The organism is Streptomyces sp. NPDC060002, assembly GCF_042737245.1.
Lineage (GTDB): Bacteria > Actinomycetota > Actinomycetes > Streptomycetales > Streptomycetaceae > Streptomyces.
This window is the reverse complement of the sequence record NZ_JBHWUW010000057.1, coordinates 1-22,575: the sequence shown is the minus strand read 5'-3', so window position 1 is coordinate 22,575 and position 22,575 is coordinate 1. Positions and strand designations below refer to the sequence as shown.

Below are 22,575 nucleotides of genomic sequence, written 5' to 3'. Positions count from 1 at the left end.
TTGAACCGGAATTGACGTGGCCGGTTCAAAATCCTTGGCGTTCCCACACGAACGGTCATGCCGTCTTCCGATCAGGAGGCCACGTGTTACTGCCCCAGAGAGACCCGGCCGGGCGCCCCGCCCGTCGCACCCGCCGTGTCGCCCTCACCGTAGCTACCGCGGCCCTGGCCGCCTCGGTGCTCGCAACGAGTGACGTCGGAGTCGCGACCGTCACCCGCGGCGATACCACCGCCGTCGCCTACTCCGCCGAGGCCGCGGCTGCCTCCGAGACCCTCACCGCGGTCAACGCGCTCCTGGCCACTCTCAGCAGCACGCAGAAGTCGACCGTCCAGGCGTCCCGCACCCAGTCCAACCTCTCCCAGTGGTCGAACCTGCCCGATGGCCTGTTCACCCGCGCGGGCCTGCGCATGGACACCCTGACCTCCACACAGCAGACGGCGGTGCTCGCCATCCTGCAGACGGCGCTCAGTGACGAGGGCTACGAGCAGGTCACCGGCATCACCACCGCCGACGGCGTCCTGCACACCTCGACCGGCAGCGACGACTACGGCTCGGACCACTACTGGATCCGCATCCTCGGCACCCCGTCCTCGACGGGCCGGTGGACCGTCCAGTACGGCGGCCACCACCTGGCCGTCAACATCACGCTGACCGGGGACACCATGACCCTGGCCCCGACCCTCTTCGGCGTCCAGCCGGCCACTTACACCCTGAACGGCGTGAGCTACGAGCCGCTGGCCGGCGAGACCGACAAGGCGTTCGCGGTCGTCCAGTCGCTCAACAGCACGCAACTCGCCGCCGCCGTCCTGGACACGGCCGTCACGGAGATCATCCTGGGCGCCGGACAGGACGGGAAGACCCTGGCCTACGAGGGCGTCCAGGCCTCCACCTTCACCACCGCGCAGAAGACCCTGCTGCTCGATCTCGTCACCGAGTGGATCAGCCCGCTCAACGACGGACAGGCCGCGGCCAAGCTGGAGTCGGCAGAAGAGAACCTCGACTCCACGTACTTCGCCTGGTCGGGCTCCACGTCGAGCGGTCAGCCAGTCTACTACCGCGTCCAGAGCCCCGACTTCACCATCGAGTTCGCCCACCAGCGGAACATGGGGGGTGCGAGCCACATCCACGCCATCTACCGCGAGACCGGCAACGACTACGGCGTGGGAGACTGATCCGTGAGCGCCATCGAACGCCGCCTGGCCCGCTGGACGGCCGGCCTCGTGCTGGCCGCCGCCGGGTCAGGCCTCGCGGCCGCCCCGGCCTGGGCCCACCCCACCGACGAGATCGTCCAGCAGGCGTACCTCACCCCCGACGGCTCCCGGCTCGACATCCAACTCGTGCTCACACCCGGCGTGTTGGTGGCGCCCGCATTCATCGAAGCCCTCGACACCGACGGCGACGGGAAACTCGGAGCCGACGAGACGGCCGCGCACGCCCGGCGCGTGACCTCGGCACTCGGGCTGAAATCCGAGGGGAGGGTCGTCAAACTGGAGTTGACCAGGAGCACGTACGCGGACTACGCGCTGCTCGCCTCCGCAGGCGGTGCGGTCACCCTCGACCTCACGGCCGCCCTGCCGTCCGGCAGCCGTAGCATCACCTTCACCAACACGTACGACCCACCCGGCGGTTTCGGTACGACCGTGCAGGCGAACGTGCTGGTGCCGGCAGGAAAGCCGGCGGGACCGGCGGATGTCGAACGCGCCGACGAGGGGCGCACGATCACCGTCGACCTCTCCAGCACCCCCGGAGGGACGACGACTTCAACCGGCTCCGCGCAGCAGGACACATCGAGCGGCGGCGCCATGCTCAGTGCTCTGCGCACCCCGCTGTCCTCGCCCTGGGCCCTGCTGGCGCTGATCGCCACCTGCGCACTGCTCGGCGCCTTCCACGCCCTCACGCCCGGCCATGGCAAGGCCCTGCTCGCCTCCTACCTGGTGGGAACCCACAGCACAGCTCGTCAGGCGGTGATTCTCGGCGGTGTCATCACTGTCACGCACACCGCCTCCGTGATCGCGCTCGGTACGGCGGTGCTGGTCGCGGGGCAGTTCATCGTGCCGGGCGTACTGGTGCCGGTGCTCGAGGTGGCCAGCGGGGTGGTGGTGCTGGTCCTGGGGGTCCGACTGCTGCGGGGTCGGTGGCCGCGGGCGGACGAGGTCGAGCACGCGCACGACCACGCCCACCGGCACGCGCCCGCCCGTGCGCACGAGCATGCGCCCGCCCACGCGAACACACGCGGCGGCCACGGCCACGGCCACGGCGGACACCGTCATCACGATCACCCGCCCGTCATGCCCACGACCTTCCGGTCCATCGCCACCATGGGCGTCTCCGGTGGAATCGTGCCCTGCCCCGAGGCGCTCACCGTTCTTCTGCTGGCCATCGGGCTGGGCCGCACAGCCCTGGGCCTTGCCATGATCGTCGCTTTCAGTGCCGGCCTCGCCGGTGTGCTCGTCGGACTGGGTCTGATCCTGGTGCACGCCCGCGCGGGTCTGGAGCGCTTCCGGTGTCCTGGGCCGCCCAGCTCGGTGATGCGGTGGCTGCCGGCAATCTCCGCCGGTGTGGTGACGGTTCTCGGCCTGACCATCGCGGTCAACGGGGTGGGCGGGCTCACGGGGTAGGCCATGCGCCGGGATGCGGAACGGCTCGTATTCCGGCCGGCCGTGATCTGCCGACCGAATCACAGGACGCGCACTTCTGCGGCTCCCTGGTCGCTGGTCCACGCCCTGCCACCCACCCTCGAACCGGTCCTCCCATGAACTGCCTTGAGAGCAAGGGAGTTGAGTATGTGCGAAGTCATCACCCAGACGACGGAGACCACGGAGACCACGGAGCAGACCTTCGCGGAACGCGGAGTGCCGTTGAGGTCGCGGGTGCGCGCGCTGCTCGCCGTCGGGAGCGGCGTCGCGGCGACACCGGCCGTGGCGCCCGGCCGCAGGAAGACCCTTGCCTGCGGCGAGACCTGGGAGGCCGCCGCGATCACCCGGCTCGACGAACTCCTCGTGGAGCACGGCGCTGCACTCACCGCCCCACAGGGGGACCGCCTGACCCTGACCGTGGACGGTGTGGAGACGGGCTCCGTCCTGGACGGCACCTACGGCTGGACGACCGTGATCACCGTCGGCACCTACCGCGGCGCCATGGTCCTCACCCCGGCCGTCGAGCACCCGGAGCCCTTCGCGGCGCCCCCTTCCACCCGCGGCAGGGCGTGTACGCAGGCGCCGACGGCATCGCCGGCGGGAACTCGGCACCGTCGAGCGTACGGGGCGACCGCCTCACCGACGCATGCCCGAAGAGCGTCTCCCTCACCTCCACCGGCGAGGCGTTCCTCGGGTTCTTCGTCGCCGACGGTGCTCCGACATGGGCGTGATCGTGCTGACCGCCGCATCCCAGTGGGCGGTCACCCATACGTCGTACCTGACGCGTCCGGACCTGGTCGCGAAGCCGTCGCTGCAGGCCCCGCCCGGCAAGTCCCCCACCCTCACCGTGAACGGCACCCCCGCCGGCCTCACCCGGGGCACCACCTGCTCCGGGTCCCTCGCCCTCACCGTCGCCCAGAGCGAGTGACCCACGGACCCTCTGGAGATCTTCTGTGACACCACGAACCCCACGCCCGCGAGTCCGGCACGTCACCACGACCCTCGCGGCCGTCCTGGCGCTGATCATCGGCACGGCCTGCGTACTGACGACGGCTTCCGCCGAAGCCGGCACCGCGACCGCGACCAGCACCGCGACCGCGACCAGCACCGCACCCGCCATGACCTGCGCCGGCATCGCGAAACTCGACCTCGGCGGCATCCAGGGCGCGCCGACACAGATCGCCTCGGCGGCCGAACTGGCTGCTGAGGACAACACCCTGGGCAACTGGGCCGCTTGCGAGGTCAAGGGTCTCATCGCCCCGCAGATCCAGTTCGACCTGCGCCTGCCGATGACGGCCTGGCAGGGGAGCTACCTCCAGGTCGGCTGCGGCGGCAACTGCGGGGTGGTCGGCTCGGGCAGCGCCCCGGCCGCCACCGGCTGCGTCCCGTTGACCGACGGCGCCCTCGCCGTGGCCACGGACAACCAGGGCCACTACGGAACCAGCATGAGCTCCGGCCTGTTCGGCACCGACCCGACGCTCAAGGTCGACTTCGGGTACAAGTCCGAGCATCAGCTCGCCGTCGTGGCCAAGGACATCATCGGGCGGTTCTATGGCCAGTCCGCCTCCCGGTCCTACTACGACGGCTGCTCGCAGGGTGGCCACGAAGCCCTCACCGAGGCCCAGCGCTACCCGACCGACTTCGACGGCATCGTCGCCGGCGCTCCCGCCAACAACTGGACCGCGCACACCTTCCAGCACGCCTGGAACGCCCACGCCGTCTTCGCAGGCGACAACGGCACGGCGACGCTGACCACGGCCGACCTGTCACCACTGCACGCCGCCGTACTCGAAGGGTGCGACGCCACCGGCGACGGCATCATCGAGGACCCGCTCGCCTGCACCTGGGATCCGGGCAGCATCCAGTGCGCGAGCGGACAGACCTCCGCAGATGACGACTTCTGCCTGACCTCCGCACAGGTCACCACAGTCCGCGACCTGTACACGGGCCCCCTCGACGAGACCGGCAAACTGCTCTATCCCGGATGGCAGTTGCGCGGCAACGAGCTGAACTGGGCCGGTGTCATCGTCCCGGCCACGGCTACCGGCCCGACGACGAACCAGACCAACGTCAACGAACGGGTGCGCTACACGCTCTACCCCGAGGCCCACCCCGAACTGACCTGGAAAGACGTGAAGTTCACCGCAGCCGCCTACCGGAAGCTGATGAAGCTGAACGAAGGGACGATGGACGCCACCGACCCCGACCTGTCCGCGTTCAGGGCGGCCGGCGGAAAGCTGATCATCTGGCAGGGCCTGGCCGACCCGAACATCTCCTCCGTCGCCGCCATGGCCTACTACCAGGCGGTCGAGAAGAAGACGGGCGACGTGAGCACGGCCAAGGAATTCGCCCGGCTGTTCCTGCTCCCCGGGGTCGCGCACTGCGGCGGCGGCCAGGGCCCGGACAGCATCGACGTGTTGTCCGCGGTCATCGCCTGGGTCACGGCGGGCCAGGCTCCCGACAGCCTGCTCAGCCAGGACGTCGACAACAGCGGCGACGTCACCGCAGCCCGGCCCGTCTATCCCTACCCTTACGTGGCGGTCAACACCACGGGCGGCTCGGCCGACGACCCCGACAGCTACACGGCCCAGTTGTCCACCGCCGAGCAGAACCTGCGGGTGGACTACCGCGGCTCGTTCCGCTCCGGCTACGAGACCGTCAGCGGCTGGGTGAACGGCCAGTGGGTCACCCGCCCGGGCAAGAGCTGACCGTCCCACGAGGAGCTGAAGGACCGGTTCACCGCGTACCAGGACGGACTGAAACCGCGCGGGCTCGACGGCTTCGACACCCTCACCGCCCGCACCTACGCAGCGCACTTGGTCAGGCAGAATCTCCAGCCGTCCGCAAACCGAATATCTCGGAGCTCCCTCGGAATGCGACCGCGCGACCTACCTGGCCAAGAACACGTTCACCACCTGGAAGAACAACCAGGCGCCTTCACGGAGGAGGACTTCCTCACTCACACCGGTGCCCGCAGAAAAGGCGTCCCGGCCTTTGACGCCTTCGACGCCTTCGACCTGTCGTCCGGCGAGAACAGTCAGTTCGGCAAGGACAGGACGAAAGCCCGTCACTTCCACGGTGTCGTCCACTGACACGGCCGCACTGGGCAGTCTCGGGGGCGACGGCAATCACCGGATGCGCTGGGACGAGGGTCACGGCGCGAACAGCGACGCGGCCGTTTTCATCACCTGGGCCGCCAAGTTGACGGGACGAGATTCTCGACCGCGTGAGTTATCGACCGTGTGAGTTCTCGACCGTGTGAGTTCTCGACCATGTGAGGGCCAGGATTCCTCCTGGCCCTCACACGGTGTGTGCTCCATGGACTTCGTATTGATCGTTTGACGGTCAAATCTGTGAAGCCCGACCGCAATGCACGGGTAAATCAAAGCCTCCCTGGGCGTAAAACACAGTGCCGCGCGGTGCAATTTATCCCGTCCCGACAACGGGCAGGACGCCGTGAAGCCCACGTTTCGCCTGAGTGTGGAATGTAGGAGTTTCTGGAAGTCCTCCGGAGTTTTTCTCTGAAGGAGGCAGTAAATTGCAGAAAAATAACGTGCACCGCAGGTCGACGGGACGCTGGAAGCGAGCCGGCCTGGCCCTTTCCGTCACGTCGGCCCTTCTCGGCGGAGCGGTGTACGCCGCTACGGCGAACGCCGCGTCCGCCGACAGCAACTCCTCGTCCACCGAGTCGTCGACCTCGACCGCGTCGACCACCGCCGTCCCGGATGTGGTGGACGCAGCCAACGCCTTCCTGGACACCCTGGACGAGGACCAGCAGGCCGAGGCGCTCCTCGACTTCACCGAGGCCAACGCCACCGCCTGGTCGAACCTTCCGTGCGGTTCGACCTGCCGGGTCGGCATCGAGCTGGGCTCGCTCAGCGACGACCAGCTCACCGCAGCCGAGGCCGTGGTCGAGGCGGGGACGGGCACCGGCAGCGGTACCGGGTACGACCAGGTCTCGCAGATCCTGGCAGCCGACGACGTCCTCGGCGAGACCGCCGGCGGATACAGCAGCGGCAACTACTACCTGGCGTTCCTCGGCACCCCGAGCACGGACGGCACCTGGCAACTGCACTTCGGCGGTCACCACCTCGCGGTGAACCTCACCTACAAGGACGGCGAGGTCGAGGGCATCACACCGTTCTTCATCGGGGTGGAGCCGACCAGCTGGACCGGCGACGACGGCACCTCGTACGCACCCCTGGCCGGGATGCGCGACGGAATGCTGGACATGCTCGACAGCCTGAACTCCTCCCAGCTGTCGCAGGCCAAGCTCTCCGCGTCCTACAGCGATGTGCTGCTCGGCCCGGGTGAGGACGGCGACTTCCCGGAGACCAAGGAGGGGTTAGCGGTCGGCGAACTCACCGACGACCAGCAGGAACTGGTGCTCAACGCCATCGAACCGTGGGTCGAGGTCGCGGAGGACACGACCGCGGCTTCCGTCCTGAGCGCCTACAAGTCGGAACTCGACGAGACCTACATCTCGTACTCCGGCGGCACCGGCCTGGACGCCACGGGCGACTACGTGCGCATCGACGGACCGGGCGTCTGGATCGAGTTCGTCTGCCAGAACGGTCTGGTCTACCAGAACCAGGTCCATTACCACACGGTGTTCCGGGACCACGACACCGACTACGGGGGAGAGTTCTCGTTCTGATGAACCGCTTGCCGATCCCGCTGTCCACAGCTTGCGCGTGACGTCGGGGTGGCGGCGGCGGTCCTGGCGGCGCTGCTTCTGGCAGCGCCGTCGGCCGTCGTGCATCCCATGGCGAGCGGAATCGACCTGACCGACACCACCTACCCGGCGGCCCACCTGCGCCCCTCCACCGTCAAGGGCGAAGCACGGGCCGCGACTTCGGGCGATGTCGCCCTGCGGCGGACGGAGCAGACCTCCGCAGCACGTCGGCTGCGGCGGCCCGCCCGCCGGCCGTCTCCTCGACCCACTCGGGAAGCGCGGAGCTGCGGTGACCGAACGTCGCGTGGCGTGCGAGGCCGTTTTCGCCGGCCGGCAGCGGTCCGCCGTCCGCATCCAGTGGTACGAGTCGACGGTGATCCGCCCCGCCTCGATGTGTGCGGGGACGAGCAGCACACCATCCCGGGCCCCGGCCCCGGCCCCGCCCCGCCTCCGACGGCCGACTCGAGTACGGCGAGCATCTGTCGTACCTGTCGACCGCGGCCAGTGCGACATCGTCACCCCGGTCGGCATCGTCCGCGCCGGCACCGAGTTCACGGTGCCGGCGGTAAGGATGTCCCGGTCGAGAAAGGGTCACCGGACACCGATTGGCCGAGGATTTTCGTGCCGACGTTCAGTGCCGACGTGGTGGGTTGCCTGTGCTGCCGGAACTCCGCGTCCTGTCCGGACAGCTGCCCGGAGAAATCGCCGCATCCCGGGCGTGCCGCTCGTTCGCCGCTCCGCGTGCCTGTCGGCTTAGTGGTCCAACCCCACTCTGACCTGCGCGTCAACCCAACTCTGCGCAGTTCGACGAACCCATCCACGCACGCCTGACGGCCACCACCCTCGCCCGGACGGTCGGTACTGACCGCGCATCGATGCGCATAATCGATGAAAATGGTCGAAACATACGCCAAAACCGCGGAGGCGTGGCGATGCGCGGCAAGGCCGAGAACGACGAAGGCTCCGTCGAGGAGTACGACGACGAGCACAGTGACGAACTCGACACCGAGGACAGTGACGAGTACACCGATCCCGACGCTTACGACGAGGAGCCGGCATCGTACGAAGACGAGCCGGTGTCCTACGACGAGGAGGACGCAGCCGGTGCGAGCCCTGACGTCTTCCTCGACGTTCCGCTCCTGAAGGTCGACGAGATCGACCTGGACGTCGAGGACCTGCGGGCGCATGTCTCGCTGCAGGCCGAGGTGCTGGATCTGCTCAAACTGAATGTGGGCGCCGACGTCTCGCTCGGCCGGGTGCACCTGGGCATCTCGGGCGTCGAGGCACAGGCACAGCTCAAGGTGCGTCTCCACCACGTCGCGCAGATCATCGACCGAGTGCTCACCACGCTCGACCGCAACCCGGAGATCCTGCACGAGCTGGCGCGTGGAGTCGGGTCCGCCGTGCAGGATGTCGGCGGCGGAGCGCGTCAGGCCGTGGGGGAGCTGGGTACGGGTGCCGGAAGGGCAGTCCAGGAGGTCGGCCGGGGTGCGGGGACCGCCGTCCGGGACGTGGGCCAGGGTGCCGGGGCTGCCGTACAGGATGTGGGCCGGGGAGCCGGGGCTGCCGTACAGGATGTGGGCCAGGGTGCCGGGGCTGCCGTACAGGATGTGGGCCAGGGTGCCGGGGCTGCCGTACAGGATGTGGGCCAGGGTGCCGGGGCTGCCGTACAGGACGTGGGCCGGGGAGCCGGCTCCGTGGCGCGCGATGTCGGTCAGGGAGCCGGGAGGGCCGTTCAGGACGTGGGGGGTGGTGCCGGGCGCGCGGTGGAGGACGTCGGCCATGAGACGAGCCGGGCCGTCGGAAGCGCCGGCGAGGCGGTGGGCGGCACCGCCGGGAGCGTGGCCGGGCAGGCTGCGAGTGTGACGGAAGCGTCGGGCGACACGGTACGGGACGGCGGCGACGCCGTTGCGGAAGCCGCGGAGACGGCGAACGCCACCGCGGAACGGACCGAGCCGGCCGAGCCGCGTGCGGCGCGCGAGGGCGCGGAGAGAGAGCGGGGCCGAGCCGGCCGGAGCCAAGGCGGCACCCGCACGCGCCGGGTGCGTGGAGAGGACGGGAAGCTGCCGCCGAGGTCCGGTCGCGCCCGTACCGTCAGGGAGCCGGGGGAGCCGCCCTGAACGCGAGGCGCGGAAGCCGGGAGCCCGGTGGGGGACATCCTGTTCCGGTCGACGGTCCACGCCGAACGGCTCCGCTTCACGCAGGAACCCCGGACGACCGTCCGCTTCCCCGGCACCGGGAGGCGAGAGTCGACGAGCCACAGCGACCGCACCCACCTACCGGACACGGTCATCGCCGGTCAGGAATACCAGGACGTTACCGTCGCCTACCACCTGGCGACCCGGCTCATCAGGGAGCCGGAGGCCGGGCGGAGCGGTGACGACAGCACGGACGGGTGACCGGCCGGCTTGAAGCGGTGGCACGTCCGCCCCGCCCCGTGCTCAGACATACGGATATCTGCACAATCGCATGCAGCGTCAGCACGGCGCCGTCGTGTGCGAGGCGCCCCGGTTCTTGGGAAGCGCGAAAGTCGGTGATCTCGCCGACAGGTGGCCCGCTGCCTCGCCGAGGCGCGGCAGATCCACGTCCTGACGGCGGGGAGGGCGGCGGTGCCGGAGGCGCCGATTTGCTCCCGGGGCCCGGCGCGGCTCTCCTGCGGGCCCACCACGGATCACGGTGCGCCGGAATTCGGTGGCGTCGCGGCTCGTGTCCCCCTAGGGTCGGTGGTGTTCGAGCGGCAACCTTGTGGTGCCGTGGGTGACTTGGCTTGTTTGGGAGGTGTGACCGATGGCTGTCGTCGAGATGGGCGCCGCCCGCATCCGGAAGTACATCAAGTCCACCTCCCCGGCCTCCGGCTGACCTCACTCTTCTCCCGCGCCCGTGAGCGCGGTGCCGGGGCCTCCCTTGTGAAGGGTCATCCCTTGTCTTTCTCCTCCACTCCGCTTTCGTCGCACCCTCTGGCCGTCTACGGCTGGGACGAGGGCTGGGAAGCCGAGTTCGCTCCCTACGCCGAGCAGGGACTCCTGCCCGGCCGTGTCGTACGGGTCGACCGTGGCCTGTGCGACGTCGTCACCCCGGTCGGCACCGTTCGCGCCGACACCGAGTTCGTCGTTCCCCGCGACCCGATGAAGGTCGTGTGCACGGGGGACTGGGTCGCCGTCGACCCCGAGGGCAACAATCCGCGATACGTGCGGACGCTCCTGCCGCGCCGTACCGCCTTCGTCCGATCGACCTCGTCGAAGCGTTCCGAGGGCCAGGTACTGGCCACCAACATCGATCACGTCGTCATCTGTGTGTCGCTCGCGGTCGAGCTTGATCTGGGGCGGATCGAGCGGTACCTGGCGCTGGCCATGTCCTGTTCGAGTGGTGAGGCCCTGCTGCACAGGTCGGCACTCTCCTGGGAGTCCGGCGCCCAGCCCGTCGTCGTGCTCACCAAGGCCGACCTGGTGCCCGACCCGGTCGCGCTGTCGTACCTCGTCGACGACGTCGAGGCGAGCGCGCCCGGCGTGCCCGTGCTCACCGTCTGCGCGCGCGACGGAGACGGCGTCGAGGAGCTCGCCGCGCTCCTCGGGCGGGGCACCTCCGTACTGCTCGGGGCGTCCGGCGCGGGCAAGTCGACGCTCGCGAACGCGCTCGCCGGGGAGGACGTGATGGGCGTCCAGGCCACCCGCGACATGGACGGCAAGGGACGGCACACCACCACCACCCGCAATCTGCTGCCGCTGCCCGGCGGGGGCGTCCTGATCGACACGCCCGGACTGCGCGGCGTCGGCCTCTGGGACGCCGGCGCCGGGGTCGGACAGGTCTTCTCGGAGATCGAGGAGTTCGCCCGGGACTGCCGGTTCCACGACTGCGCGCACGAGTCCGAGCCGGGGTGCGCGGTGCGGGCGGCCGTCGAGGACGGGGAACTGCCGCCGCGCCGGCTGGAGAGCTACCACAAGCTCGTCCGGGAGAACCAGTGGATCGTCGCCAAGTCCGACGCCCGCATGCGCGCCGACATCCGCCATGACTGGAAGCGCAAGCAGGCCGCCGGCCGGGCCGCCGGGGAGGCGAAGCGGGGGCGCGGGCCGTGGCGACCCGCTCCTCCGCGGTGACGCTTACCTGTTCCGGTAACGCTTGCCGGACCCGGTCAACGCGTCCCTGTTTCGGTAACGCGTGCGGGGTCCGGCGATGCGTGCCGGTTTCGGTAACGCTTGTCGGTCCGGCGGGAGGCGTACATGTTTCGGAAACCGCTTCCCGGTTCCGGTAACCCGTGTCTGTTCCGGAAACCGCTTCCCGGTCCCAGTTTCACGCGCATGTCCCGGTAACGCGTGCGTGACTCGGAAACGGCTGCCCGGTCCCGGTAACACGTGCCTGTTCCGGTAACGCTTGCCGGTTCCGGTGCCGAGTGCGTGACTCGGAACGGCTTGCCGGTCCGGTGACGCTTGTCGGTCCGGCAAGTCGTTTCCGGTCCAGCGTCACGTCCGATTTCCGCTAGCACGGTTTCTCTCGGGCGCGAAGACTGGAGCCATGACGGACCAGGACACGCGTTACGAGGCGGTCCGCAGCAGGGACGCCCGGTTCGACGGCGAGTTCTTCTTCGCCGTCGAGACCACCGGTATCTACTGCCGGCCCAGCTGCCCCGCCGTGACGCCGAAACGCCACAACGTGCGTTTCTTCGCGACGGCCGCCGCCGCGCAGGGCTCGGGCTTCCGGGCCTGCCGGCGGTGCCGCCCGGACGCCGTGCCGGGATCGGCCGACTGGAACGCGCGTGCTGACGTCGTCGGCCGGGCCATGCGGCTGATCGGCGACGGCATCGTCGACCGGGAGGGTGTCACCGGGCTCGCCGTACGGCTCGGCTACAGCGCCCGCCAGGTGCAGCGGCAGCTCACCGCCGAGCTCGGCGCGGGCCCGGTCGCCCTCGCCCGGGCACAACGCGCGCACACCGCGCGGGTCCTGCTCCAGACGACGGGCCTGCCGGTCACGGAGATCGCCTTCGCGGCCGGATTCGCCAGCGTGCGCCAGTTCAACGACACCGTCCGGACCGTGTACGCGACGACCCCGACCGAACTGCGGGCCGCGGTACGCGCGACCCGCCGCACCGCCACCCCGTCCGCCGGGATCCCGCTGCGGCTCGCCCATCGGGGCCCGTACCACGCGGGTGCCGTGTTCGACCTGCTGCGACGGGAGGCCGTGGCCGGGGTGGAGGAGGTGAGCGGGCCGCCCGGCGGGCGCACCTACCGCCGTACGCTGCGGCTGCCGTACGGCACCGGGATCGTCGCCGTGGACGAGCGGGCGGGTGACCCGGGGCGGGGGTCGGCCGTCCATCCCGGCGGCTGGCTCGACGCGCGGCTGCATCTGACCGACCCGCGCGACCTCACCACCGCCGTCCAGCGGCTGCGGAGGCTGTTCGACCTCGACTCCGACCCGTACGCCGTCGACGAGCGGCTCGGCGCCGATCCGCGGCTCGCCCCGCTGGTCGCCGCCCGGCCCGGACTGCGTGCGCCGGGGGCCGCCGATCCGGAGGAGTACGCGGTGCGGGCGGTCGTGGGGCGGGCGGCGGCGGAACGGCTCGTTCGCGCCTACGGCAAGGCCCTCGACGCGCCCTGCGGGACCCTCACCCACCTCTTCCCCGAGCCGGCCGTCCTGGCGCAGGCCGCGTCCGGGGCCGGGGCCGGGGCCGGGGCCGAGTCCGAATCCGAATCCGAATCCGAATCCGGGTCCGGGTCCGAATCCGGGTCCGGGTCGCGGTCCCGGTGCCGGTCCGAACCCGGGTCCGCGTTCGACGGGCCGCTGGGCGTCCTGGCCACCGCCCTCGCCGACGGCACCGTACGGCTGGACCCGGGCGTCGACCGGGACGACGCCCAGGAGGCGCTGCTCGCGGTGCCCGGGCTGGACGCCCGTACCATCGCGGAGATCCGTGCCCGTGCCCTCGGCGACCCCGACGTCGTGCCGCCCGGCCCGGACGTCCCCGACACCTGGCGCCCCTGGCGCACCTACGCCCTGCACCATCTGCGCGCCGCGGAGGAACGATGACCGACCTGACGTACTGGACCAGCGTGGCGAGCCCGCTCGGCCCCCTGCTGCTCACCGCCGACGCCGACGCCACGCTGACCTCTGTCTCCGTGCCCGGACAGAAGGGCGGGCGGACCGTCCAGGACGACTGGCTGCCCGACCCCGGGCCCTTCCGCTCCGCCACGGAGCAGCTCGCCGCCTACTTCGCCGCGGAGCTGAAGGAGTTCCGGCTGCCGCTGCGCAGCCACGGCACCGAGTTCCGCGAGCGTGTGTGGGCCGCCCTCGACTCCGTGCCCTACGGGGCGACCACGACCTACGGTGAGATCGCCGCCCGCGTCGGCGCCTCGCGGATGGCCGTACGGGCCGTCGGAGGGGCGATCGGGGCGAATCCGCTGCTGATCGTGCGGCCCTGTCACCGGGTGATCGGCGCCGACGGCTCACTGACGGGATACGCGGGCGGGCTGGAGCGCAAGGTGCGGCTGCTCACGCTGGAGGGCTCGCTCCAGGAGCGGTTCCGGGCCTTCGCCTGATCGAGGGGCCGCCCTCGGGGCGTGTCATCCCCACAGAACGCGTCATCCCCACAGAACCGTCCCCAGCCACGCCCCCATGATCAACAGGCAGGTGAACAGCTCCGTGAGGACGCTGGAGCCGCCCGAGCGCATCGCCGTGCGCAGGGCCGCCCGGGCTTCGCCGGGGCGGCCCAGGCGGAGACGCTCGGAGAGATAGATGCCGCCCATGAAGCCGGGGATCGCGCCGATCACGGGAAGCAGGAAGAAGCCGAGGAACGCGCCGAGCCCCGCGTACACCGCCATCCGGGGTGTCGCGCCGCTCTCCCGCAGCCGACGGGGCGGCAGCGTCCAGCGCACCACCTGCGACAGGAACAGCGTCACCGTGGCACCGACCAACACGACCCAGGCGACCGGCTGGGGATCCTCCAGCGCCCACCACAGGACCGCGGCCCACACCAGCCACGACCCCGGCACGCCGGGCACCAGCACTCCGCACAGGCCGAGCAGAATGACCAGTCCGACCAGCAGGAGTTGCGACACTCCCATCTGCCCAGGGTGCCCGAGTCGGGGAGAACGCGCAGGTCAAGACGTACGACCTCGGACCGATACCCCCTACGGTCAGTGCGCGCGGGCCACCCAGCCGCGTTCGTACGCGTGCCAGCCCAGTTGCAGCCGGGTGGTCACTCCCGTCAGCTCCATCAGCCCCTTCACCCGGCGCTGTACGGTCCGCAGCCCGAGGTCGAGCTGCTTGGCCGCGCTCGCGTCGGTCATCCCGGCCAGCAGCAGGGAAAGGATCTCCAGGTCGGTGGCGTCGGGACCGTCCTGGCTCTGCTCGACGACGCCGGCCGCGCCGAGGCGCAGCGGCAGCGCCTCCCGCCACACCGACTCGAACAGGCCCGACAGCAGCTCCAGCAGCCCGCTGGCGTGCACCACCAGCGCGGCGGGCTCCGCCGAGCGGCCGGTCAGCGGCACCAGGGCGAGCGAGCGGTCGGCGACGACCAGCTTCGTCGGCACCCGGTCCACCACCCGCACCTGTTCGTCCCGGTTCAGCGCGGCGGTCAGTTCCGTCATGCCGTCCGGCTGGTCGAGCACGGCCCGCTCCAGCACGACGCGGTAGCGCACCCCGCGGGCGGTCGCCCGCTCCTCGGCGTCGTTCTCGCCGCCGGTCACGGCCACCGGGGTGCCGGTGACCAGCGCGCACACCTCCTCGCTCGCCCCGAGCTGGATCTGCAGAAAGCGCTGGGCGACGGCGGCGGCGCCCGTCACCACCTCGACCAGGTCGTGCACCGCCGGTTCGGCGGCGGCCGCCCGGTACTCCTCGGCGAGCAGGGCCGCCGCCAGCTCCGCCTTCTCCAGCTCGTGCCGCTGCTGGGTGAGCAGCGCGCCCAGCGCGACGCCCGGAGGCGCGGCGACCCAGCGACCGGGGCGACCCGAGGACTGCGCGGCGAGGCCGTGCCGCTCCAGCCGGCGCAGCACCCGTTCGGTGTCGTCCTCACCGAGGGCCAGCCGACGCGCCAGGTCGGGCACGTCGGCGGCGCCCACGGACACCAGCGCCCGGTACGCCGACTCGTGCGTCTCGTCCAGGCCTATCGCTCCCAGCATCGGGGGTTTCTCTCCTTCTGACGTCCCGTGAGTGGCGGGAAACAGCCACGGCGTAAACCCGCCGCCGCACATCATCGCCGTACCGCCGGTCACTCTGCCAAGGTGTGGTCACGGCGGAAACACGTGATCATCCACTGAACATCCACAGCGGAGGTCCCGGAACGCCGTGCGGACTCAGGCCGGTCGGCCACCACGCCGCGGCCCGGAAACCTTTCGAGAACGTGATCCGGCTCATGACGCGCAGGGGCGCATAGGGGATATGAGCCCGGGTCACCCCATGTCGCCGGGCGGTTCCCCCGTGGGGGGTGGAACCGCCCGGCGACCTTTGTCGCCTCATGCTTCGCACAGCCGTTCAGGACGTCACTCGGCCCCCTGTCCGACACACGTGCGGTGGCGCATTTTCCGGATGCCCCGTTTTCATCGGGCCCGCGCGGTGGACAATTGGGCACATGAGCCAGCAGGGGGGAAGGGCCACCGGTCAGGAGGACGACTGGTGGGGGCAGTTGTACGACGACGCCACCGAGGACGCGGGGCCCGCGCGCACCGCCGACTCCCTGGACGACCGTTTCGCGTCGGCCGCCGGAGCGGTGCGCTCCGTGGGTACGCCGGAGAGCGCGGGTACGCCGGACGGCGTCGGCGGCCCGGGAGGCACGGCGGCTCCACGGCACCCGGAAGACACGGGCCACAGGGAGGGCCACGCGGGCGGCGCGGACGCTCCTGGCGGCGCGGGCCCGGTGCCGGCACCCCGCGCCGAGCGGTCCGGTTCCGCCGGGCAGACCGACTGGTGGACCTCGTCGGCCGCGACGACGGCAGGGGCGCCACCGTCCCCGGACGCCACCGTTCCGCTGCCCCGGAGCCGATCCGCCGCCGAATCCGCCCCGCGGCGGAAATCCGGGTGGGACACCCCATGGAATACCGGACCTGACCCCGAACGTGCCGGTGCCGGTGCCGGACGTGACGGTGCAGGGCGTGACGGTGCAGGGCGTGACGGTGCAGGGCGTGACGGTGCCGGGCGTGACGGTGACGGGCGTGCCGGTGACGGGCGTGCCGGTGCCGGGCGTGACGGTGCCGGACGTGACGGATGGAGCGACGCCGAGCGGGACGACACCGAGCGGGACACCGAGCGGGACACCGAGCGGGACGCTGAGCGGGACACCGAACGGGACGGCACCGGACGCGGGTCGGAGCGTGACGTCGCCGAGCGGGGTGCAGGCCTCGGCGCGGGTGCCGTCGAAACGGACAGGGGTGCCCGTCCCACCCGTCCCCCGGGGCGGCACCGCGCTCCGTGGGAGCCGCCGACGGCCACGCCCGCCGGTCCCACGAACTTCCCGCCCCGCCCGCTGCCACCGGGATTCGCCGAGCGGGCGCTCCATGACGCCGTCCCCGCCTCTGCCTCCGCCCTCGCCGCGGACGACGGCCTCGCGTCGGCCGAGACGCCCCCCGGCGTCTCCGAACCCCCGCTGCCGTCGACCTCACCCCGGCTGCCGTCGACCTCACCCGCGCCGCCGTCCGTCCCACCCGCGCCGCCGTCCGTCTCACCCGCGCCGCCGTCCGTCCCGCCCGCACTGCCGTCGACCGCACCCGCCGGGTCGGTGACCGCGACCGAGTCCGTGGAGGGCACCACGTCCGCCTCACCCGCCGTGCCGCCACCGCCCGCGATGCCACCCGTTCCGGCCCACGCGCCACCGCCACCGCAGGCCCCCACCGCCTCTGTCGACGGCTCGGCAGCTCCCCTCTGCACGACGGACCCCGCGCCCGCCCCCGAACGCGAGCCGGACTCCGAGCGCGCACCCGTCACCCCGAGCGCCTCCCCGCCGGACCATCCCCCCACCGTCCTCGGCTTCCCGGCCCTGCCGCCGTTGTCCACCTCCACGGACTACGTCGGTTCCGGGCCGCCCACCTACGACGCCGAGCCGACCGCTCTTCCGCCAGCGGACCCGGACGACCTCGCCGACCTGGTCGCCGACACCGTCCTGGAGGGCGCCCGGTACGGGGCCTGGGCGCTGCGGGCCGCGTCGGTGCGGGGGGACTCCGCGCGATACCGGGGGGAGCCGCGCCGCGACTCGCTCCTCACCGCCCGCTTCGGCACGGGCGAGCAGGCGCTGATCCTCGTCGCCATGGCGACCGGCGCCCGGGCGACCCCGGGAGCGCATCGGGCGGCCGCCGAGGTGTGCCAGTGGATCGCGCGTGCCGTGGGCCGCAGCCACGTCCGGCTCGCGGAGGACATAAGGGAGGCCCGGCGCGGAGACCTGAAGTCGGGTCTGCACCGGCTCACCGACCGCAGCCTCGGCCGGCTCCGCGCCGGCGCCGCCGAACAGGGCCTGGAACCGGACGAGTACGCGGCCACCCTGCGTTGTCTGCTCCTGCCCGCCGACCCGGCCTGCCGTACGCGCGTCTTCTTCGGCGTCGGCGCCGGCGGACTGTTCCGGCTGCGCGGCGGTGTGTGGCGGGACATCGAACCGCGGGTGGGCGACGTGGCGGGCGAGCCGGTGGTCGGGTTCGGCTCGCTGCCCGCCGAGGTCGGGTTCGGCTCGCTGCCCGCCGAGACGCCCGAGGGCGACCGGCTCACCATGGACCTGGGCATCACCACATCGCCGAACCCCTACGACCCGGACCCGGAACCGCCCCGCGAGCCCTTCCGTTTCCGCGCCTCCGTAGCCCGCCCGGGTGACACGCTCCTGATGTGCAGCGACGGTCTGGCCGAACCTCTGCGCGGGGAGCCGGAGCTGTCCGCGTACCTGACGGGACGCTGGTCGGGCCCCACCCCGCCCGGTCTCGCCGCCTTCCTCGCCGACACCCAGGTGAGGGTGAAGGGCTACGCCGACGACCGCACGGCGGCGGCCGTCTGGGAGGCGTAACCGGGTCGTCGCGGCCACTGTGGAGGGAGAGACCCGAGGAGACCGAAGGGGCGCGTCGAGCCATGGCCAAGCAGAACGTCGCGGAACAGTTCGTGGACATCCTCGCCCGCGCGGGGGTGCGGCGTCTCTACGGTGTCGTGGGGGACAGCCTCAATCCCGTCGTGGACGCGGTGCGGCGCAACCCCGCCATCGACTGGATCCACGTCCGGCACGAGGAGACGGCCGCCTTCGCCGCCGGTGCGGAAGCCCAGATCACCGGGAAGCTCGCGGCCTGCGCGGGGTCCTGCGGACCGGGCAACCTCCATCTCATCAACGGCCTCTACGACGCCCACCGCTCCATGGCCCCCGTCCTGGCCCTCGCCTCGCACATCCCGTCCAGCGAAATCGGTCTCGGTTATTTTCAGGAAACCCACCCCGATCAGCTGTTCCGCGAGTGCAGCCACTACAGCGAGCTGATCTCCAGCCCGAAACAGATGCCCCGGCTGTTGCACACGGCCATCCAGAACGCGGTCGGGCGCGGTGGCGTCAGCGTCGTGTCGCTCCCCGGTGACATCGCCGACCAGACCGCCCCCGAGAAAGCCGTCGAAACCGCTCTCGTCACCGCCCGGCCCACCGTCCGCCCCGGCGACGCCGAGATCGACGCGCTCGTCGCGATGATCGACACGGCCGACAAGGTCACCCTGTTCTGCGGCAGCGGCACGGCCGGTGCGCACGCCGAGGTCATGGAGTTCGCCGGGAAGGTCAAGTCCCCGGTGGGGCATGCGCTGCGCGGCAAGGAACACATTCAGTACGACAATCCGTACGACGTCGGGATGAGCGGTCTCCTCGGTTACGGCGCCGCCTATGAGGCCACGCACGAGTGCGACCTGCTGATTCTGCTCGGAACCGATTTCCCCTACAGCGCCTTCCTGCCGGACGACGTGAAGATCGCCCAGGTCGACGTGCGCCCCGAGCACCTCGGCCGACGCTCGAAACTGGACCTCGCCGTGTGGGGCGACGTACGGGAGACCCTGCGCTGTCTCATCCCCCGTGTGCGGGCCAAGGAGAACCGGCGGTTCCTGGACCGGATGCTGAAGAAGCACGCCGACGCGCTGGAGGGGGTGGTGAAGGCGTACACGCGGAAAGTGGAGAAACACGTTCCCATCCATCCCGAGTACGTCGCCGCCGTCCTCGACGAACTCGCCGACGAAGACGCCGTCTTCACCGTCGACACCGGTATGTGCAACGTCTGGGCCGCCCGCTATCTCACGCCCAACGGCCGTCGCCGTGTCATCGGTTCCTTCTCCCACGGCTCCATGGCGAACGCGCTGCCGATGGCGATCGGAGCCCAGTTCACCGACCGCCGCCGTCAGGTCGTGTCGATGTCAGGCGACGGCGGTTTCGCCATGCTGATGGGCGACTTCCTGACGCTGGTGCAGTACGACCTGCCGGTGAAGGTCGTTCTGTTCAACAACTCGTCACTGGGCATGGTCGAGCTGGAGATGCTGGTCGCCGGCCTGCCCTCGTACGGCACGACCAACAAGAACCCCGACTTCGCCGCCGTCGCCCGCGCCTGCGGTGCCCACGGTGTACGCGTCGAGAAGCCCCGACAGCTGGCCGGCGCCCTGAAGGACGCCTTCCGGCACAAGGGCCCGGCCCTCGTCGACATCGTCACCGACCCCAACGCCCTGTCCATCCCGCCGAAGATCAGCGCCGAGATGGTAACCGGGTTCGCACTCTCCGCCTCGAAGATCGTTCTCGATGGCGGAGTGGGCCGGATGCTTCAGATGGCCCGCTCCAATCTGCGCAACATGCCACGGCCGTAGGACGGTGGGCGGTGGCGGCAGGTCAGGGCTGTCAGTCGCCGGTCGGGACCCACTGACGTTCACCGTTCTCGGAGCCGTACCAGTAGCGCGGCAGTCCCTTGAGGCCGCTCGTGCGGAACGGGCGGCCGCGGTCGTCGATACGGGCCGTGCCGGTGCGTCCCTGGGACGACCAGTCCAGTTCGAGGTACCAGTCGCAGGCGCAGGTCTCGGTCCGTGCGGTGACCAGCAGCACCTCGGGGTCGGCGCTGGACACGCGGTAGGGCAGGCTCACCGCCGGGATCGGCGTGCCCGCGTCGTTGCCGGCGACCGAGTGCGCCACCGGACGGTCCTTGTCCAGGTCGACCGCGAAGTAACGCTTGCTGAGCGAACCACCGCAGCCCTGGTCCATGGCGTACGCGGTGCCCGGCACGGGGGAGGCACGACCGACTACCCGCACACGCAGCGCGGTCAGCACGACGGCAGTGGAACTGCGGCCCTGCACCGAGATCTCCACATTGGTCTCCCGCCCGTGCACCGCGCCCTGGGCGGTCGCCCAGGGGCCGGCGTCCTGCTCCGCCGGGGGCGGCGGAACCTGCGCCGGCGGCTTGTCGATGACGTAGTCGTGACCGCAACCGAGCGCCCACACCTGCGAGTCGACGGTCCAGGCGAGCGGCACGCCCGACGCGGGTGCCGAGGCCTTGCCACCGGCCGGGGAGTTGTCCGCAGAGGGAGAGGTCCTCGTGGGGCGGGCGGAGGCGGTGCCGGGTGTGGAGGAGGTGGTCGAGCCCTTGCCGGTCGTCGGGGAGCGGGACGGGGCCGTCGTCCGGGGCGCGGCCGTGGCGGAACCGGAAAACGGGGCCATGTCGCCGGAGGCCGAGGGCCGGCCGCCGCCGGGCAGCGCGGACAGCGTTCCGAGGGTGGCGAGCAGCGCGCAGGCGACACCGACGGCGACCGTGGTGCGCCGACGGCGGTACCAACGGCGAGGCGGTACCTGTTTCCCGTCCGGTCTCTGAGCCTGGGTGTCCGCCGTAGGCCGGGGTTCTGTTTCTGCCGGCGTTTCAGAGGGTTTCGCGGTTCCTGAGGTCGTCGCGGTTGCCGGCGTTTCCGGCGCCACCGATGTGTCTGGCGTTACCGGTGTTACCGGTGTCCGTGTCGTTCCCGGTGTTTCCGACCGTTCGTGGGGCTCACGTGCTTCCTGGGTTTCCCATGTTTCCCAGGCTTCCCGCGTTTCCCGGGTTTCCTGTGTTTCCTGTGTTTCCAGGGTCGCCGCCGTGGTCCGGGGCCGCTGGCGGGCCGCCACCGCTCGCAGCCACCGGCGGTGCAGTTCGAGGCGTTCGTCCGGTGTCGCGCCGCAGAACCCCGCGAGCCGTTCGACGGGGGCGAAGTCCTGCGGAACCGCTTCCCCCGCGCAGTACCGGTGCAGTGTCGAGGTGTTCATGCCCAGCCGGCGGGCGAGGGAGCCGTAGCTGCGCTCCGTGCGCCCCTTCAGTTCCGTCAGCAGCGCCGCGAACTCCGTCACATCGGCCACACCGTCGTCGGTCGACACCGTTCTCCCCGTGTTCGTCCGGCCCGGCGGTCATCCCAGGCACTCATATACCTGCACGTCAGATGGGATGGGATGGTTCCACCTCGGCCGATCGGACGCTGACCGTTGCACCGGGCGGCCCGGACCGCCGATGCTCTTGGTGTCGCACCGACCAGGGCCGGACCGACCAACCGGCGTCGTGGTGACAACCCACAGCCATGTACTCACTCACGGGGGACTCCCATGTCCAAGCGCACCCGAGCGGGCACGCTCACCGGGCTCATCGGGCTCACCGGGCTCACGGTCGCGGGCCTCGCCCTCGGCACCGTACTCGCCGTTCCGGCGGGCGCCGCCACTGTGCGACCGCCCGGCTTCCTCTCGGCCGCCGACCTTCCGCCGCACCCCAGCTCGTCCTGGACGGCCGGCAGGGTCACCGCCGGCGCGTCACCGGACGTGGAGGTGGACCGCTGCCTCGGCATGGCGCTGGGCGACGGCTGGAACTCCTGGTACCGGGACTTCCGGACCGACCTCGACACGAGCGCCCGTCAGGTGAGCGTCGAGCTGTCGAGCGTCAGCGCGGCGAAGGGCCGGTTCTCACGGGTCGACCAGGACATCAAGTCCTGTCCCGCGTGGATCGAGCAGGCCGACCCGGAGGCCGAGGCCACGCTCAAGGACTACGGGAAGCTGAACGTGCAGGAAGGCGCCCACGTCTACGGCCTGCACACCGAGACCTCCTGGGGCGCGACCGACATCCGCCTCCTCTCCGTCGGCCGGGACGGCACGACGGTGACCGTCGTGGACTGGGGCCAGTTGGGCGACTTCGGCGACGCCCCGGTGAAGGCCTTCAAGAAGACGACCGTCACGGCCGTCGACAAGCTCCACTGACACACGACCACCACGGAAGAACCGGGGCCGCCGCCCCCCCCCCCCCCGGGGGGGGGGGGGGGGGGGCCCCCCCCCCCCCCCCACCCCCCCAGGGGGCGGGCCCGCCC

The 22,575-nt window shown here is 71.2% G+C and carries 19 protein-coding genes and 1 pseudogene; 14 read left to right on the top strand and 6 right to left on the bottom strand.

What is annotated here, in order from left to right; all coding sequences use genetic code 11:
- Window positions 1-83: 83 nt before the first annotated feature.
- Window positions 84-1,172 carry a DUF3500 domain-containing protein gene (locus tag ACFWBD_RS34255; RefSeq protein WP_385675598.1) on the top strand — a complete coding sequence of 363 codons (1,089 nt, stop codon included), beginning with the start codon at window positions 84-86 and terminating at the stop codon, window positions 1,170-1,172.
- A 3-nt stretch (window positions 1,173-1,175) separates the two neighbouring features.
- Window positions 1,176-2,618, top strand: a complete 1,443-nt coding sequence (locus tag ACFWBD_RS34250; protein WP_385675595.1) for a nickel/cobalt transporter — start codon at window positions 1,176-1,178, stop codon at window positions 2,616-2,618.
- A 59-nt stretch (window positions 2,619-2,677) separates the two neighbouring features.
- Here the strand turns inward: ACFWBD_RS34250 and ACFWBD_RS34245 are convergent, their stop codons facing one another.
- Window positions 2,678-3,022, bottom strand: a complete 345-nt coding sequence (locus ACFWBD_RS34245; RefSeq protein WP_385675592.1) for a hypothetical protein — start codon at window positions 3,020-3,022, stop codon at window positions 2,678-2,680.
- A gap of 183 nt (window positions 3,023-3,205) precedes the next feature.
- Here ACFWBD_RS34245 and ACFWBD_RS34240 point away from each other — a divergent pair, with 183 nt between their 5' ends.
- Genes ACFWBD_RS34240 through ACFWBD_RS34230 form a run of 3 tightly spaced genes read left to right on the top strand, consistent with a single transcriptional unit; the run spans window position 3,206 to window position 5,344 of the window.
- The gene (locus tag ACFWBD_RS34240; protein WP_385675589.1) at window positions 3,206-3,367 is read left to right on the top strand and encodes a hypothetical protein; all 162 of its coding nucleotides are present in this window, start codon (window positions 3,206-3,208) and stop codon (window positions 3,365-3,367) included.
- Window positions 3,358-3,564, top strand: coding sequence for a hypothetical protein (locus ACFWBD_RS34235; RefSeq protein ID WP_385675586.1), 207 nt, complete (start codon window positions 3,358-3,360; stop codon window positions 3,562-3,564). The genes ACFWBD_RS34240 and ACFWBD_RS34235 overlap by 10 nt, the downstream gene beginning before the upstream one ends.
- A gap of 25 nt (window positions 3,565-3,589) precedes the next feature.
- Window positions 3,590-5,344, top strand: a complete 1,755-nt coding sequence (locus ACFWBD_RS34230; protein ID WP_385675583.1) for a tannase/feruloyl esterase family alpha/beta hydrolase — start codon at window positions 3,590-3,592, stop codon at window positions 5,342-5,344.
- Window positions 5,345-5,524: 180 nt separating this feature from the next.
- Here ACFWBD_RS34230 and ACFWBD_RS34225 read toward each other — a convergent pair whose 3' ends face one another.
- Window positions 5,525-5,725 (bottom strand): hypothetical protein, encoded by a 201-nt coding sequence (locus tag ACFWBD_RS34225; protein ID WP_385675580.1) that lies wholly within the window; start codon window positions 5,723-5,725, stop codon window positions 5,525-5,527.
- A gap of 449 nt (window positions 5,726-6,174) precedes the next feature.
- On the opposite strand from ACFWBD_RS34225, the gene ACFWBD_RS34220 reads away from it, so the two are divergent.
- From ACFWBD_RS34220 to ACFWBD_RS34195, 6 genes are all read left to right on the top strand, one after another.
- Window positions 6,175-7,293, top strand: coding sequence for a DUF3500 domain-containing protein (locus ACFWBD_RS34220; RefSeq protein WP_385675577.1), 1,119 nt, complete (start codon window positions 6,175-6,177; stop codon window positions 7,291-7,293).
- A 950-nt stretch (window positions 7,294-8,243) separates the two neighbouring features.
- The gene (locus tag ACFWBD_RS34215; protein ID WP_385675574.1) at window positions 8,244-9,431 is read left to right on the top strand and encodes a hypothetical protein; all 1,188 of its coding nucleotides are present in this window, start codon (window positions 8,244-8,246) and stop codon (window positions 9,429-9,431) included.
- 27 nt (window positions 9,432-9,458) lie between these two features.
- Complete coding sequence (locus ACFWBD_RS34210) at window positions 9,459-9,710, top strand: hypothetical protein (protein ID WP_385675571.1); 252 nt, start codon at window positions 9,459-9,461, stop codon at window positions 9,708-9,710.
- A 522-nt stretch (window positions 9,711-10,232) separates the two neighbouring features.
- Window positions 10,233-11,405 carry a ribosome small subunit-dependent GTPase A gene (rsgA, locus tag ACFWBD_RS34205; RefSeq protein WP_385675568.1) on the top strand — a complete coding sequence of 391 codons (1,173 nt, stop codon included), beginning with the start codon at window positions 10,233-10,235 and terminating at the stop codon, window positions 11,403-11,405.
- Window positions 11,406-11,820: 415 nt separating this feature from the next.
- Window positions 11,821-13,326: a DNA-3-methyladenine glycosylase 2 family protein gene (locus ACFWBD_RS34200; protein WP_385675564.1), complete on the top strand. Its 1,506-nt coding sequence runs from the start codon at window positions 11,821-11,823 to the stop codon at window positions 13,324-13,326.
- Entirely contained in the window at window positions 13,323-13,835 is a 513-nt protein-coding gene (locus ACFWBD_RS34195) for a methylated-DNA--[protein]-cysteine S-methyltransferase (RefSeq protein ID WP_385675561.1), read from the top strand. Before ACFWBD_RS34200 ends, ACFWBD_RS34195 begins: the two co-directional genes overlap by 4 nt.
- 42 nt (window positions 13,836-13,877) lie before the next feature.
- On the opposite strand, the gene ACFWBD_RS34190 is transcribed toward ACFWBD_RS34195, so the two are convergent.
- Together ACFWBD_RS34190 and ACFWBD_RS34185 are read right to left on the bottom strand one after the other, a co-directional pair.
- Complete coding sequence (locus ACFWBD_RS34190; RefSeq protein WP_351758969.1) at window positions 13,878-14,360, bottom strand: DUF456 domain-containing protein; 483 nt, start codon at window positions 14,358-14,360, stop codon at window positions 13,878-13,880.
- 72 nt (window positions 14,361-14,432) lie between these two features.
- Window positions 14,433-15,416, bottom strand: a complete 984-nt coding sequence (locus ACFWBD_RS34185) for a helix-turn-helix domain-containing protein (RefSeq protein WP_385675557.1) — start codon at window positions 15,414-15,416, stop codon at window positions 14,433-14,435.
- Between the two features lie 449 nt (window positions 15,417-15,865).
- On the opposite strand from ACFWBD_RS34185, the gene ACFWBD_RS34180 reads away from it, so the two are divergent.
- Entirely contained in the window at window positions 15,866-18,274 is a 2,409-nt protein-coding gene (locus tag ACFWBD_RS34180; protein WP_385675554.1) for a protein phosphatase 2C domain-containing protein, read from the top strand.
- A gap of 62 nt (window positions 18,275-18,336) precedes the next feature.
- A complete protein-coding gene (locus tag ACFWBD_RS34175; protein ID WP_385675551.1) occupies window positions 18,337-20,079 on the top strand; it encodes a pyruvate dehydrogenase in 1,743 nt (580 codons plus the stop codon).
- A 31-nt stretch (window positions 20,080-20,110) separates the two neighbouring features.
- On the opposite strand, the gene ACFWBD_RS34170 is transcribed toward ACFWBD_RS34175, so the two are convergent.
- Window positions 20,111-20,920 carry a hypothetical protein gene (locus tag ACFWBD_RS34170; RefSeq protein WP_385675661.1) on the bottom strand — a complete coding sequence of 270 codons (810 nt, stop codon included), beginning with the start codon at window positions 20,918-20,920 and terminating at the stop codon, window positions 20,111-20,113.
- 519 nt (window positions 20,921-21,439) lie between these two features.
- Window positions 21,440-21,577 (bottom strand): annotated as a pseudogene (locus ACFWBD_RS34165) (helix-turn-helix domain-containing protein); the annotation flags it as partial.
- Between the two features lie 249 nt (window positions 21,578-21,826).
- Here ACFWBD_RS34165 and ACFWBD_RS34160 point away from each other — a divergent pair.
- Window positions 21,827-22,468 carry a hypothetical protein gene (locus ACFWBD_RS34160; protein ID WP_385675548.1) on the top strand — a complete coding sequence of 214 codons (642 nt, stop codon included), beginning with the start codon at window positions 21,827-21,829 and terminating at the stop codon, window positions 22,466-22,468.
- Window positions 22,469-22,575: the final 107 nt, after the last annotated feature.

Bases quoted from the DNA above. Each gene is read 5' to 3' on its own strand.
- ACFWBD_RS34235 (WP_385675586.1), top strand. From the start codon at position 3,358: ATGGGCGTGATCGTGCTGACCGCCGCATCCCAGTGGGCGGTCACCCAT.
- ACFWBD_RS34215 (WP_385675574.1), top strand. From the start codon at position 8,244: ATGCGCGGCAAGGCCGAGAACGACGAAGGCTCCGTCGAGGAGTACGAC.
- ACFWBD_RS34200 (WP_385675564.1), top strand. From the start codon at position 11,821: ATGACGGACCAGGACACGCGTTACGAGGCGGTCCGCAGCAGGGACGCC.
- ACFWBD_RS34195 (WP_385675561.1), top strand. From the start codon at position 13,323: ATGACCGACCTGACGTACTGGACCAGCGTGGCGAGCCCGCTCGGCCCC.
- ACFWBD_RS34190 (WP_351758969.1), bottom strand. From the start codon at position 14,360: ATGGGAGTGTCGCAACTCCTGCTGGTCGGACTGGTCATTCTGCTCGGC.
- ACFWBD_RS34185 (WP_385675557.1), bottom strand. From the start codon at position 15,416: ATGCTGGGAGCGATAGGCCTGGACGAGACGCACGAGTCGGCGTACCGG.
- ACFWBD_RS34180 (WP_385675554.1), top strand. From the start codon at position 15,866: ATGAGCCAGCAGGGGGGAAGGGCCACCGGTCAGGAGGACGACTGGTGG.
- ACFWBD_RS34175 (WP_385675551.1), top strand. From the start codon at position 18,337: ATGGCCAAGCAGAACGTCGCGGAACAGTTCGTGGACATCCTCGCCCGC.
- ACFWBD_RS34170 (WP_385675661.1), bottom strand. From the start codon at position 20,920: ATGGCCCCGTTTTCCGGTTCCGCCACGGCCGCGCCCCGGACGACGGCC.
- ACFWBD_RS34160 (WP_385675548.1), top strand. From the start codon at position 21,827: ATGTCCAAGCGCACCCGAGCGGGCACGCTCACCGGGCTCATCGGGCTC.